At 74.6% G+C, this 13,237-nt stretch carries 11 protein-coding genes; 6 read left to right on the top strand and 5 right to left on the bottom strand.

Going from position 1 to position 13,237, the window contains the following annotated elements; translation table 11 throughout:
* Window positions 1-122 precede the first annotated feature (122 nt).
* The 3 genes from FH609_RS10655 (at window position 123) to FH609_RS10645 (ending at window position 5,232) form a co-directional block, all read left to right on the top strand.
* Window positions 123-3,269: a glycosyl hydrolase 115 family protein gene (locus tag FH609_RS10655; protein ID WP_139666720.1), complete on the top strand. Its 3,147-nt coding sequence runs from the start codon at window positions 123-125 to the stop codon at window positions 3,267-3,269.
* Window positions 3,270-3,373: 104 nt separating this feature from the next.
* Window positions 3,374-4,252 (top strand): formate dehydrogenase accessory sulfurtransferase FdhD, encoded by an 879-nt coding sequence (fdhD, locus tag FH609_RS10650; protein WP_139666721.1) that lies wholly within the window; start codon window positions 3,374-3,376, stop codon window positions 4,250-4,252.
* A gap of 146 nt (window positions 4,253-4,398) precedes the next feature.
* Window positions 4,399-5,232: an aldo/keto reductase gene (locus FH609_RS10645; protein ID WP_139666722.1), complete on the top strand. Its 834-nt coding sequence runs from the start codon at window positions 4,399-4,401 to the stop codon at window positions 5,230-5,232.
* 66 nt (window positions 5,233-5,298) lie between these two features.
* On the opposite strand, the gene FH609_RS10640 is transcribed toward FH609_RS10645, so the two are convergent.
* From FH609_RS10640 to FH609_RS10630, 3 genes are all read right to left on the bottom strand, one after another.
* Window positions 5,299-6,060, bottom strand: a complete 762-nt coding sequence (locus tag FH609_RS10640) for a class I SAM-dependent DNA methyltransferase (protein ID WP_139666723.1) — start codon at window positions 6,058-6,060, stop codon at window positions 5,299-5,301.
* 103 nt (window positions 6,061-6,163) lie between these two features.
* Complete coding sequence (locus FH609_RS10635; RefSeq protein ID WP_139666724.1) at window positions 6,164-6,469, bottom strand: 4a-hydroxytetrahydrobiopterin dehydratase; 306 nt, start codon at window positions 6,467-6,469, stop codon at window positions 6,164-6,166.
* A 43-nt stretch (window positions 6,470-6,512) separates the two neighbouring features.
* Complete coding sequence (locus tag FH609_RS10630) at window positions 6,513-8,603, bottom strand: phage holin family protein (protein ID WP_139666725.1); 2,091 nt, start codon at window positions 8,601-8,603, stop codon at window positions 6,513-6,515.
* A 273-nt stretch (window positions 8,604-8,876) separates the two neighbouring features.
* Between FH609_RS10630 and FH609_RS10625 the strand changes: the two genes are divergently transcribed.
* Both FH609_RS10625 and FH609_RS10620 read left to right on the top strand, forming a co-directional pair.
* Window positions 8,877-9,653, top strand: coding sequence for an MBL fold metallo-hydrolase (locus tag FH609_RS10625; RefSeq protein ID WP_139666726.1), 777 nt, complete (start codon window positions 8,877-8,879; stop codon window positions 9,651-9,653).
* Window positions 9,650-10,306, top strand: coding sequence for a DedA family protein (locus tag FH609_RS10620; protein WP_139666727.1), 657 nt, complete (start codon window positions 9,650-9,652; stop codon window positions 10,304-10,306). Before FH609_RS10625 ends, FH609_RS10620 begins: the two co-directional genes overlap by 4 nt.
* 125 nt (window positions 10,307-10,431) lie before the next feature.
* Here the strand turns inward: FH609_RS10620 and FH609_RS10615 are convergent, their stop codons facing one another.
* Window positions 10,432-11,466, bottom strand: a complete 1,035-nt coding sequence (locus tag FH609_RS10615) for an MBL fold metallo-hydrolase (RefSeq protein ID WP_139666728.1) — start codon at window positions 11,464-11,466, stop codon at window positions 10,432-10,434.
* A gap of 208 nt (window positions 11,467-11,674) precedes the next feature.
* On the opposite strand from FH609_RS10615, the gene FH609_RS10610 reads away from it, so the two are divergent.
* Complete coding sequence (locus FH609_RS10610; protein ID WP_139666729.1) at window positions 11,675-12,490, top strand: methyltransferase domain-containing protein; 816 nt, start codon at window positions 11,675-11,677, stop codon at window positions 12,488-12,490.
* 183 nt (window positions 12,491-12,673) lie between these two features.
* Here FH609_RS10610 and FH609_RS10605 read toward each other — a convergent pair whose 3' ends face one another.
* On the bottom strand, window positions 12,674-13,168 hold the full coding sequence (locus tag FH609_RS10605; RefSeq protein WP_139666730.1) for a DUF1772 domain-containing protein: 495 nt from the start codon (window positions 13,166-13,168) through the stop codon (window positions 12,674-12,676).
* Window positions 13,169-13,237: the final 69 nt, after the last annotated feature.

Here is a 13,237-nt window from a genome sequence, read left to right as displayed (position 1 = left end):
CGCCCCAACCGCCGGCGGGAATCCGGCCGTTGCACGCCCCTTGACCCACCCAGGGAGCGTCAATAGCCTTCCGGAACCATTCCGATAATTATCGGTTCCCCCATCACCGCGCGGAGCTGAACATGACGAGCCGGCGTGCCTTTCTGAGCATCCTTCCGCTCACCGTCGCTGCCACCGCCGTCCCCACCGTCCCGGCCAACGCCGCCGCCCCCGCCCGTCCCACCGACCGCCGCGATTCCCGAGAGACGTTCATCACCGAGACCTGGCGGCCCGGCAGCCTGCCGCTCGTCGCCGACGGGCGGGCCGCCCCGCTGCTCGTCAGCGACGACGACTTCCCCGGCGTCGTGCGGGTGGTCGGCGACCTGAGCGCCGACATCGAACGCGTCACCGGCCGCGCCCCCGAGATCCTGCGGGAGGTCGCCGGCCGGCTCGACGCGGCCGTCATCGTCGGCACCGTCGGCCGCAGTCCCCTGATCGACCGCCTCGTCGCCGCCGGCAAGCTGGACGTCCAGGGCATCGCCGGGCGGTGGGAGACCAGCCGCCAGCAGGTCGTCCACGACCCGCTGCCCGGCGTGCGGCGCGCGCTGGTGATCGCGGGCAGCGACCAGCGCGGCACCATCTTCGGCGTCTACGAGGTGTCCCGCCAGGCCGGGGTCTCCCCCTGGTACTGGTGGGACGACGTGCCGACCCCGCACCACGACACCCTCTACGCGCTGCCGGGCAAGCACACCCAGGGCACCCCGGCCGTCAAGTACCGGGGTCTGTTCATCAACGACGAGAACCCGGCGCTGGGCACCTGGGCGCCCGCGTTCTTCGGCTCCGGGCACGCCCCCGGCTTCCCGAACGGCTTCAACAGCGCCTTCTACGCCCGGGTCTTCGAGGTCATGCTGCGGCTGAAGGCCAACTACCTGTGGCCGGCGGTCTGGGGGCGCGCGTTCGCCGAGGACGACCCGGCCAACCACGCGACCGCGACCGAGTACGGGATCGTGATGGGCACCTCGCACGAGGGCCCGATGATGCGCGGCATCGAGGAGTGGAACCGGCACGCGACCCCGGCCGTGCGGGACGAGAACGGCGAGATCGTCACCCCGGGCAGCGACCCATACGGCGGCACCGGCGAGTGGAGCTTCCGCCGCAACGGCGAGGCCATCAGGGAGTACTGGGCCGACGGCATCCGCCGGATGGTGGAGGAGGGCTTCGAGGGCGTGGTCACCCTCGGGATGCGCGGCAACGGCGACGTCAGCCTGCCGGACGGCGACGGCATCGAGCTGATGGAGAGCATCATCGCCAGCCAGCGGGAGATCCTGGACGAGCTGACCGACGATGCGCTGTCGAGCATCCCGCAGGTTCAGACGCTCTACAAGGAGGTCCAGCACTACTGGGACGAGGGGCTACGCCCGCCGGACGACGTCACCGTCATCTTCTGCGACGACAACTGGGGCAACCTCCGCAAGGTCCCCGACCCCCAACTCCCGCCGCGCGAGGGCGGTTACGGCCTCTACTACCACTTCGACTACGTGGGCGTGGGCCGCAACTACAAGTGGGTGGACACCATCAACCTGGCCTCCACCTGGGAACAGCTGCACCTGACGTACGCGTACGGCATCGACCGGCTGTGGGTGGTCAACGTCGGCGACCTCAAGGCGGAGGAGATGCCGCTCCAGTTCTTCCTCGACTACGCCTGGGACCCGGAGCGTTGGGACATCGAGGCGCTTGGCGAGTGGGAACGCCGGTACGCCCGGCAGAACTTCGGGCCCGAGCACGCCGAGGCGATCGCCGAGGTGCTGCACGCCTACGGGGTCCTCCAGGCGCGCCGCAAGCCGGAGTTGCTCAACCGGCGGATCACCGTCGACCCGGACAGGGACCTGGCGACCGACCCGACGGCCGTGGTCTACGACGACCAGGCGACCCCGTTCAGCCTCACCGACTACCGCGAGCTGGAGCGGGTGACGGCCGAGTGGGAGGAACTGGACGCCCGGGTCCAGCGGATCGGCGAGTCGCTCCAGGCGGGCTACCAGGATGCCTACTACCAGCTGGTGCAGTACCAGGTGGAGGCGACGGCGAACCTCTATGCCCTGCGGGCCGCCGAGTTCACCAGCCTGCACTATGCCCGGCAGGGGCGGCTGGCCACCAACGAGCTGGCGGACGCGACGGACGCCAGGTTCGCCGACGACCAGGCGATGTCCGAGTACTACAACAACGAGCTGGCGGACGGGAAGTGGGCCGGCTTCCAGACCCAGCCGAAGATCGGCTACGGCGACGTGGAGCGCTACGGGCCCGACGCGCCCTGGCAGCAGCCGCAGACGCCCAACCATGTGGCGCTGCCCGACGAGGTGTTCCCGCCGGTCCGCCGGATCGAGCCCGCCTCCCGCGCCGAGCTGGGGGTGGCGATCGACGGCTCCGAGCTGTGGTGGCCCGAGGCCGAACGGCCGGCGGTGCTACCGACGTTCAGCCCCTACCAGAGTCAACCCCGCCAGTACATCGAGGTGTTCAACCGGGGCACCGAGCCGTTCGCGTACACCGTCACGCCGGCCGAGTCCTGGCTGTCCGTCACCGAGCCGTCGGGCACGGTTCACGACCAGGTGCGGGTCGAGCTGAGCGTGGACTTCGACCGGGCGCCCGAGGGCCGGCACACGGTGCCGGTCATCGTCTCGGGCGCGGGGAGCGAGGTGGAGGTGCTCGCCGAGGTGGACAACCCGGGCGTCCCGCTCCGCCGGCTGGCCGGCTTCGTCGAGGCCAACGGCTATGTGTCAATCGAGGCCGCGCACTACCGGCGGGCGGTCAACACGGCGGGCGTCTCCTGGCGGACACTGCCCGACCTCGGCCGCACCGGCGCCGGGGTGACCCCGTTCCCGGTGACGGCGCCCCGCCAGCGGCCCGGCGGGCGCGGCCCCCGGCTGGAGTACGAGCTGACGCTCTTCACCACCGGGCCGGTACGGGTGTACGCCTATCTGTCGCCGCGCAACAACGTGCTGCCGACCGACGGGCTGACCTATGCCGTCTCGCTGGACGACGAGGCCCCGCAATCGGTGAACGTCACCGCCGTCACCGGCTCGGACGACCAGAACATGAACCCGCAGTGGGCCCGCAACACCTCGGACAATGCCACGGTGATCGCCACCGAGCACACCGTGGCCGAGGCGGGGCGGCATCTGCTGAAGTTCTGGATGGTCGACCCGACGGTGGTGCTCCAGAAGCTGGTGGTGGACACCGGCGGGCTGCGGCCCAGCTATCTGGGCCCGCCCGAGAGCCTGCGCGCCAGGGGCTGAGCGCGGGGCGCGGGGCGGACCGGGGGGCGACGCCGGTCCGCCCCCGCGGCGCGCTCGGGCCGCGCGGTGCCGTCGTGGCGGGCGGCGGTGCCATCATGGCGGACATGGGACGGGTCACCGAACGCCGCCGGGTCATCCGCGTCAGGGACGGCGCCATCTCCACGCGCTCCGACACCCTGGTCGGCGAGGAACCGCTGGAGATCAGGGTCAACGGGCGCCGGCTCGCCGTGACCATGCGCACCCCGGGCGACGACTTCGCGCTGGCCAGCGGCTTCCTGGTGAGCGAGGGCGTGCTGGCCGAGCCGGCCGAGCTGGCGCGGATCGCCTACTGCGCCGGCGCGACGGGCCCGGACGACGCCAACACCTACAACGTGGTGGACGTGCGGCTGGCCGAGGGCGTGCCGGGGCCCGATGTCTCGCTGGACCGGCGGGTGTTCACCAACTCGTCGTGCGGGCTGTGTGGTCGGGTCTCGCTGGACACCGTGCGCACCACCGCCCGCTGGGAGCTGCCGCTGCCGACCGGGCCCCGGATCGACGCGGCGGTGCTGGCCGAGCTGCCGGAGCGGCTGCGCGCGGCGCAGCGGGTGTTCGCCCGCACCGGCGGGCTGCACGCGGCGGCCCTGTGCTCGACGGACGGCGCGCTGCTGGACGTCCGCGAGGACGTGGGCCGCCACAACGCGGTGGACAAGATCGTCGGCCACGCCCTGACGGCCGGGGCGCTGCCGCTGCGCGACACGGTGCTGCTGGTCTCCGGGCGGGCCTCGTTCGAGCTGGTGCAGAAGGCGGTGTTGGCGGGCATCCCGACGCTGGCCGCCGTCTCGGCGCCCTCGGCGCTGGCCGTCGACCTGGCGACGGAGACCGGCCTGACCCTGGTCGGCTTCCTGCGCGGCTCCTCGATGAACGTCTACAGCGGCGCCGAGCGCCTGAACCTGGGTGCGGACCTCGCGGCCGACCCCGGCGACCGCGCCGCCGAGGCGGGCTGACCGTTCACCGAACGGCACGGGTCCCTCACGGCCCCAGCCCCCGGGGAAGAACGACGCCCCCGTCCTGGTTCCACTGGTCAGATCCGTGATTATGTAAGACGGCCACTAATCCGATCGTTCACGATCAGACAAGGACGAAATCGCACGTGAGTAGCGTCCCCCAAGTCACTCTCAATAACGGCGTCCAGATGCCCCAGCTCGGTTTCGGCGTCTGGCAGGTGCCCGACGACGAGGCCGAGGTCGCCGTGGGGCGGGCCCTGGCCGCCGGCTACCGCAGCATCGACACCGCCGCCATCTACGGCAACGAGGAGGGCACCGGCCGCGCCCTGGCCACCTCGGGGCTGCCGCGCGAGGAGCTGTTCGTCACCACCAAGCTGTGGAACAGCGACCAGGGCTATGACACGGCGCTCGCCGCGTTCGACCGCTCGCTCGCCAAGCTGGGCCTCGACTACGTCGACCTCTATCTGATCCACTGGCCCGCGCCGGCCCACGACCTCTACGTGGAGAGCTGGAAGGCGCTGGAGAAGATCCTGGCCGACGGGAAGGCCCGCGCGGTCGGCGTCTCCAACTTCAAGCCGAAGCACCTGCGGCGGCTGCTGGACGAGACCCAGATCGTGCCGGCGCTCAACCAGATCGAGCTGCACCCCAACTTCCAGCAGGAGGAGTCCCGCGCCTTCCACCGCGAGCTGGGCATCGTCACCGAGGCCTGGTCGCCGCTGGGTTCGGGCAAGGGGCTGCTGGACGACCCGGCGCTCGCCCGGATCGGCGAGAAGCACGGCCGCACCCCGGCCCAGGTGGTGCTCCGCTGGCACCTCCAGCTGGACAACGTGGTGATCCCCAAGTCCGTGACCCCGTCCCGGATCACGGAGAACTTCGACGTCTTCGGCTTCGAGCTGGACGACGAGGACCTCGCCGCCATCGCCGCCCTGGACACCCCGAACCGGGTCGGCTCCGACCCGGACGAGGCCAACTGGCGCTGAGCCGGCCCCCGAACGCCCGGTGCGCCCCGTTCCCACGGGCGCGTCCCGGGCGTTCGCCGCCCCTCCTCAGCGGGGGGCGGCGCGGCGGGCGAACGTGACGATCTCCGGGCTCGGTTGGGACCCCTCGGGGACGAACGGGCCGCCGGCGAAGTCGCCGTAACGCTCCGTCACGACGAGTCCCGCCTCGGCGAGCAGCCGGTCGAGCGTCGGCGCGGCCAGGAAGCGCAGCGTGCTGCGGCTGGTCTCCGGGCGCGGCCAGTCGGGGCAGGTGTAGGTGGTGGTGAAGCTGACCGTCTCCCCCGCCACCGGCAGGTCGACGCGGTGGGCCATGGTGACCTCGGCGCCGTGCTCGTCCACGACGCTGACGGCGTGCTCGGGCGTCCACGCATCCCAGGCGCGGGCCGCCGGGTTGCGGGTCTCGAACGCGAACCGCCCGTCCTCGGTGAGGAGTTCGCGGACGGCGGCGAGCGCGCCGCGCACCTCTTCGTCGGTGCGGAGCACCTGGAAGGCGTGCCCGGTCATCACCACCAGGTCGAACTCCCGCCGCCCGCCGAGGGAGTCGAGGTCGCCTCGCACCCACTCCACGTCCTCGCGCCGGCGCGCCAGCGCCACCATGCCCTCGGCCGGGTCGAGTCCGACCAGCCGCCCGTCGTGGCCGGCCTCCCTGGCCCGGTGCAGCAGCGTCCCGGTGCCGCAGCCGACGTCCAGCACCGAACGGGCGGCGAGCAGCCGGGGCAGATAGAACGCGAAGTCGCCCCTGGCGTCCCAGGGATGGAACCGGTCGTAGAGCGCGGCGAGTTGGGCGTCGGCGAACTGGTGGTCGACCACGGCGCCCAGTATGGGTGGCCGGCCCGCGCGCCGGCCACCGCGTTTCCTCCGCCGCCCGGCGGGGCGTTCGGCGGGGCGTTCGGCGGAACGTTCAGCGGGCCGTTCAGCGGGCGCCGTGGCCGGCGGCGATCTCCTCGATGCGGGTGGCCAGTTGGGTGTCCAGCTCGGTGACCAGGCCGCCCACGCTGTGCGTGTTGACCGCGACGCCCAGCTGGTTGTAGGTCACGGTGAGGTTGGCGTGGTGGTCCAGCTGCTCCTGGAGGGTGGCGATGTGGACCAGCAGCGCGACCGCCGCCAGATGGCTGTCCAGGGTGTACTCGCGCACCAGCCGGTCGTCGCCGAACGCCCACCCGGGCAGTCCGCTCAGGACCTCGCCGATCTGCGTCTCGTTCAACGGCTGCGGGGCCATCCGTTTCTCCTTCGCCGGTGGGGTGCCGCTGGCACGCCCCAGCCTAGGCGCGGCGGGCGCGCTCCGCGCCGTGGGACGGCGCGGACGGGGGCGCGTTCTCCGGGCGGTGCGCCCTGGCCTCGGCCAGCCAGCGGCGCAGCACCCGGTGCACCGCCTCGGCGCCCACCAGTTCGCCCCCGTCCGTCGGCGGGGAGAGCCGCGAGGGCGAGAGCAGGAACGCCTGGCCCTGCTCGCCGCCGAGCCCGCCGTGGCAGCCCAGCTGCTCCTCGAAGGCGTGCACCCGGCCGGTCGCCGGGTCGAACGCGGAGTTGACCATGAGGTCGGGGCAGTTGGCGAAGGCGTCGGTGCGCCGCACCGCGTCGGCCGCGCCGGGCCCGAAGGGCGCGAGCGGGTCGGCGACCAGCACCTTTCCGCTCTCCAGATGGTGTTCCGCGCCGCCGGCGCCCAGCACCACGGGGCCGTGCCGCTCGTCGCGCACCAGCACGAAGCCGATTCCGGGGTGCTCGGCCAGGGTGCGCAGCAGCGCCGGGTAGCGGCGTTCGACGGCCTCCCGGCCGGCCCGCCCCGGGATGTCGGGGAAGGCGACCAGGCCCAGGTTGCCCGAGGCCAGGACCACGGGGGCGGTCGCGGCGTCGGGCTCGGCGCGCCGCTCGGGCGCCGGCTCGGCCGGCTGCTCGGGCCGGTGCAGCGCGACCCTGGCCACGCCCCTGGCCTCGGCCCCGCTCTCCTCCCGGCGCGGGGCGGCCGCCACCGGCCGGCCGCAGCCGATCCGCACCAGCTCCTCCAGCGAGAGCCCGAACGCGCCGGCGAACGTGGGGCCTTCGCTCTGCCCGTGGTCGGAGAGGAGCACCAGGTGGTAGGGGCGCGGGGCGTGGTCGATGGCCTGGAGGACCAGCGCGACGCAGCGGTCGAGGCGGGCCAGCACCTGCCGGGTGTCCCGCCCGCGCGGGCCGGAGTGGTGGGCCACCTCGTCATAGGCGACCAGGTCGGCGTAGACGGCGCCGCGCCCGTTGAGGATGTCGCCGACCACGGCCGCCGTCACCACGTCGCGCTGCACCACGGTGGCGAACGCCCGGATCAGAGGGTAGAGCCCACCCCGGGGTACGCGCGGGCGCACGCCGGCGAGGCGCGCGCGGGTGGACTGGCAGATCTCGCGCACCAGCTCGGCGAGGAACGAGCCGGCGGTGCGCGCCGCGTGCGCCGGGTCGGAGAAGTAGGCGAAGTAGCCGGCGCGCGAGCGCTGCCCCGCGCGCCGGCGCGCGGCCACCGAGAGCACCAGCGCGGCCTGGCCCGCGCCCCCGGTGAACAGGTTCCCCCGGCTGGCGCCGTCCTCGGCCAGCAGCCCGGCGGAGCCGACCCGCGCCTGCGCACGGCGCTGGAGGGTGGCCGCGCTGGACGGCCGGTTGCTCACCAGCACCTCGCCGGTGTCCTTCTCGTACCAGCGGAACGCGGGCACGTCCTCGTTGCTGCCGTGCAGGATGCCCAGTTGGGAGGCGCCCGTCTGGCTGGACCAGTCGGTGCGCCAGGGCGTGAGCCGGTGGCCGCGCGCGGTCAGCGCCGCCACGGTCGGCATCGCCGGCCGCTCGCCGGCCGTCGCCTCCCGCAGCACGTGGTAGCCGATGCCGTCGAGTTGGAGGAAGACCACGCCGGCCGTGCGGCTGACCGGCCCGGGCGCCGACCGCGCGAACCGCAGCCCCGCCATCCGGCGCAGCCGACGCCGGGCCGCGCCCCGGTTGCGCACCGCGAGGAACGCGCCGGTCGCCGACGAGGTGACCGAGGTAACGGCAGCGACCACCACGGCCGTCCCGGCCCCGGCCTGCCCGCGCCCCGGCACCGCGCTCAGCGCCAACAGCAGCAGCGAGCCGTTGAGCAGGAAGACCAACGAGCCCAGCGCCAGCGCCGGCACCAGCAGCAGCGCGCGCACCAGCCACGGCCACACCAGCGCGTTCAACAGGCCGAAGAAGCCGGCGCCCAGCGCTGCGGTCAGCCCGACCCTGGTCAGGCTGTCGCCGTCGGCGGACTGGAGGCGGAAGTCGGGCAGCACCAGCGCGAGCACGATCAGCGTGGCGGTGCCCACCGCCCATACCGCCAGCACCCGCAGGATCGCGGCGCCCGCGCTCCGCCACCGTCCCACCGCCGCACCACCGTTCCCCTCGTTGTCCCGAACCCCGTCCGCGCGCCGGCTCGCCCGGGGCGCCCCAGATCATCCCAGCTCGTCCCGCGCCACCGCCGACGGGACCGTTTCCCGAGGCGGTGGCCGGACCGTTTCCCGAGGCGCGGCCGGGCCACCTCCCGAGGCGACGGCCGGGCCGCTCCGTTCCATCCTTGCGGATCGGGGGCGATCGCCGTCGGCGCGGCTGGCATCCTTGACCTGGGTCGGCCGTGGCCGTGCGCGAAGGAGTTCCCGATGCCCGTGGAGATCACCTGGTGGGGCCATGCCACGGCGACCGTGCGGGACTCCGGCACCACGCTGCTCACCGACCCGGTGCTCACCCGCCGCTGCGCCCATCTGCGCCGCCGCCGTGGCCGGCTGCCGCCGGCGCGGGTCACGGCCGCCGACGCGGTGCTCGTCTCCCATCTGCACAGCGACCATCTGCACCCGCGCTCGCTGGCGCGGCTGCCGGCCGGCACGCCGCTGCTGCTGCCGAGGGGCGCGCTGGGCGCGGTGCCGCTGCTGCGGCCGGTGGCCGGCCGGCTGGAGATCCACGAACTGACGCCCGGCGACCGGCTGTCGGTGGGCGGCGTCACGGTGCGCGCGGTGCCGGCCGCGCACGACGGGCGGTGGCTGCCGTTCGCCAGGACCCGCGTCGACCCGCTGGGCTTCGTGGTGGAGGGCGAGGGCCGGACGTACTTCGCCGGCGACACCGACCTGTTCGGCGGGATGGCCGAGGAGGTCGGCCCGGTGGACACGGCGCTGCTGCCGGTCGGCGGCTGGGGCCCGGGGCTCGGGCACGGTCACCTCAACGCGGAGCGCGCCGCCGAGGCGCTGACCAGGCTGCGGCCGCGCTGCGCCGTCCCGGTGCACTACGGCACCTACTGGCCGTGGGGGATGTCGGCGGTGCGGCCGCACGAGTTCCACGCGCCGGGCGACGAGTTCGTCCGGCACGCGGCGCGGCTGGCGCCCGAGGTGGCGGTGCACCGGCTGCGGCACGGCGAGAGCGTGCGGCTGGCGGTGCGCGGATGAGCGCGGCCCCGGCGGCCCTGGCCGGGCTGGCGCTGGCGGCCGAGGAGACGGTACACACGGCGGTCACCACCGTCACCACCGTCAACACGGTGGACACCGAGACCACCCAGCAGGCGATCGGCTACCCCTCGCTGTTCACGCTGGTGCTGCTGGGTTCGCTGGTGCCGGTGGTGCCGACGGGCGCGCTGGTCAGCTCGGCGGCCGTGGTGGCGGTGCACCACAGCGACCCGGTGGCAACCTCGCTGCTGGTCTGGGCGGTGGCGGCCTGCGCGGCGTTCCTCGGCGACGCGGCGCTCTACGGGCTGGGCTCGCGGGGCAGCCGCTGGCTGGAGCGGATCAGGGGGCAGGTCGCGCCGGCGACGCTGGCGTCGGCGCAGCGCCGGCTGGAACGCGGGGGAACGACGGTGCTGCTGGTCTCGCGGCTGGTGCCGGCCGGGCGGCTGCCGGTGATGCTCGCCTGTCTGCTGTCGGGGATGCCGGCGCGGACCTATCTGCGGGGCAACCTGCCGGCGACGGTGGCGTGGGCCGGGATCTACGGCCTGCTGGGCGTGGTGGGCGGGGCGCTCTTCCCGCACCCGTGGCAGGGCGTGGTGGCGGCGGTGGCGCTGACCCTGCTGATCGCGGCGGCGCCTCGCCTGCGGAGGTCGGGCTGACACGAGCGCTGACACGAGCGCCGGCGCGGGCGTGCGCGCCGGGGTGCGCGCCGGGGTGCGGGGAAGCGTGCACGCCGGCGCGCGCTGGCGCCCGCGTTCCGTCCGACACGTTTGGTCCGACACGTTCAGTCCAACACCCGGGCGCCGCCCACCGGGAGGTCCCACAGGTCCTCGGGCAGGCGACCCGCCGCGCGCCAGGCCGCGCGCACCCGCACCAGCGGCTCCAGCGGCGGCTCGGCCGAGAGCGAGAACGTGCCCCAGTGCATCGGCGCCATCCGCTCGGCGCCCAGGTCGTCGCAGGCGCGGACCGCCTCCTCCGGGTCGGTGTGCACGGAACGCAGCAGCCAGGGCGGGGCGTAGGCGCCGATCGGCAGCAGCGCCAGGTCGATGCCGGGGTAGCGGGCGCCTATCTCGGCGAACCAGTGGCCGTAGCCGGAGTCCCCGGCGAAGTAGACGCGCTGCCCGGCGCCGTCGGTGAGCATCCAGCCGCCCCACAGGGTGCGGCAGGTGTCCAGCAGGCCGCGCCGCGACCAGTGGTGGGCGGGGACGAGGTCGAAGCGCAACGGGCCGCCGGGCGCGGGGAGTTCGGCGGTCTCCCACCAGTCGAGTTCGGTGACCTGGTTGAAGCCACGGCGGCGGAACCACTCGCCGAGCGCGGCCGGCACGAAGACCGGCGTGAGCCGGGGCAGCCGCTTGACGGTGGGGGCGTCCAGGTGGTCGTAGTGGTTGTGGGAGATCACCACGGCGTCGACGGGCGGGAGTTGGGTCCAGGGCACGCCGACCGGGGTCAGCCGGGGCGGGGTGCCGAGGATCTTCCGTGACCAGACCGGATCGGTGAGGACCGTCAGCCCGCCGATCCTGATCACCCAGCTGGCGTGGCCCACCCAGCTGACCGCCACCGTTCCCGGGTCGACCTCGGGCACCGGCTCCGGCGCGAACGGGAGTCCGGCCGCCGCGTAGCGCGCCGATGCGCCGGGGCGCAGCGCCCCCTGGCGCGCGGCGCGCAGCATCGCGCCGAGCCCGGGCAGCGGGTCGGTGAGCCGCTCGGCGAAGCCACCCGGCCAGGGGCGGCGCTGGTAGAGCGGGCGCGGCGTCGCCGGGGGTTCGGGCGGCGCGGCGGGCGGCTGGTGGTGGGTGGGTTCCTCGGTCCGGTCGGTCATCTGGCCTCCGAATGCTCCGGCGTCCCCGGTCTCCCCGGGCGCGCGGGTTGCCCGGCTCTCCCGGTGTCCCCGGCTGCCCCGTTCCAGGGCACCACCGGGCCGGCGGCGGGACCGTTCGGGCGGCCCGGGCGTTGGGCCGATCCAGCGATGCCGTCCATCATGCGAAACGTTCTTGCTCGCGATGCGAGACCGACGGCAGGCTGGGCGCATGTCGCGAAGCACGCCAGAAGCCGGCTATCTGCACGGTCACCACGACTCGGTGCTGCGGTCACACCGCTGGCGCACCGCCGAGAACTCGGCGGCCTATCTGCTGCCCCAACTCCGCCCGGGCCAGGCCCTGTTGGACGTCGGCTGCGGACCGGGAACGATCACCGCCGACCTGGCGGAACGGGTCGCGCCCGGGCCGGTGACGGCCATCGACCACGCCGAGGGCATCCTCGCCGAGGCCAGGGCCGAGGCGGCGGCGCGCGGGCTGACCGGGATCACGTTCGCCACGGGCGACGCCCACGCGCTGGACTTCGCCGACGACTCCTTCGACGTGGTCCACGCGCACCAGGTGCTCCAGCACCTGGCCGACCCGGTGCGCGCGCTGCGCGAGATGCGTCGGGTCTGCCGGCCCGGCGGGGTGGTCGCGGTCCGGGACTCCGACTACGGCGCGATGAGCTGGTTCCCCGCGACGCCCGGGCTCGACGCGTGGCGGGAGCGCTACCGCCGGGTGGCAGCCGCCAGCGGCGGAGAGCCGGACGCCGGCCGGCGGCTGCTGTCCTGGGCGCGGGCGGCCGGCTTCACCGAGATCGCCCCGTCCGCCGCGACCTGGTGCTTCGCCACCGAGGACGAGCGGGCCTGGTGGAGCGAGCTGTGGGCGGAGCGCACGGTGGCCTCCACCTTCGCGGAACGGGCGCTGGCCGCCGGCCTGGCCACCGAGGCCGAGCTGGCCGGGACGGCCGCCGCGTGGCGCGCCTGGGGCGCCGACCCGGACGGCTGGTTCTGCGTTCCACACGGGGAGCTGCTCTGCCGCGCCTGAGCCGCCGGGCGTGACCGCCGGCGCGGGCGGTCTTCCGCCCGCCGGTCCCCGCGCCGGCGCACGGCCGGGCCCGCGCGCGGACGCGGGCGGCCACGCGGACGCCGGCCCGAACGCCCGCGCGAGCGGCCGGCGTTCACGCCCGGCGCACCGTTCACGCCACGCGCCCCGCTCACGCCCGGGCACTCACGCCCGGCGCCAGAGGAAGAGCCCCACGCCGGTGAGCAGCACCGTCACCGTCCCGGCCGCGCTGCGCAGCGCGTTGAACCGGGTCCAGCGCGGGGCGAAGTCCGCCCAGAGGGCGGCCGCCCGCTCCGGCGTGTCGGCGACGCCGGCGGCCAGCGCGTCGTTCAGCGGCACGTTGACGGCCACGGTCGGCGCGAACGCGCCCGCGCCATAGACCAGCGCGGCGGCCAGGAAGGCGAGCGCCGCCGCCCGGTGCCCCAGCGCGAACAGCGCCACGGCGGTGAGCGCGGCCGTCAGCGGGACGGCCATGAAGGGCGTCAGAAACAGCGGGTTGAGAATCTTGGCGTTCATGCCCCGCATGGCGGCGACCGCCTGCTCCGGCGGCACCGTGCCGAGGCCCGGCAGCACGGAGACGGAGAAGGCGAAGAACGTGCCGGCCATCACGGCGGCCAGGGTCAGGGTCAGAAGCGCGGCGAGGGCGGCGAGAGCTGTCATGTTCCCCAGTCAAGCCCGCCGCAGGGCCGCCCACCAGCAACGGACCGCTCCCCCGCATAAGCGAGCGTC

Origin of the sequence: Streptomyces sp. 3MP-14 (assembly GCF_006334905.2) — a bacterium.
Lineage (GTDB): Bacteria > Actinomycetota > Actinomycetes > Streptomycetales > Streptomycetaceae > Streptomyces > Streptomyces triticirhizae.
The sequence above is the reverse complement of the archived record's forward strand: the minus strand, read 5'-3'. Positions and strand labels throughout refer to the sequence as shown.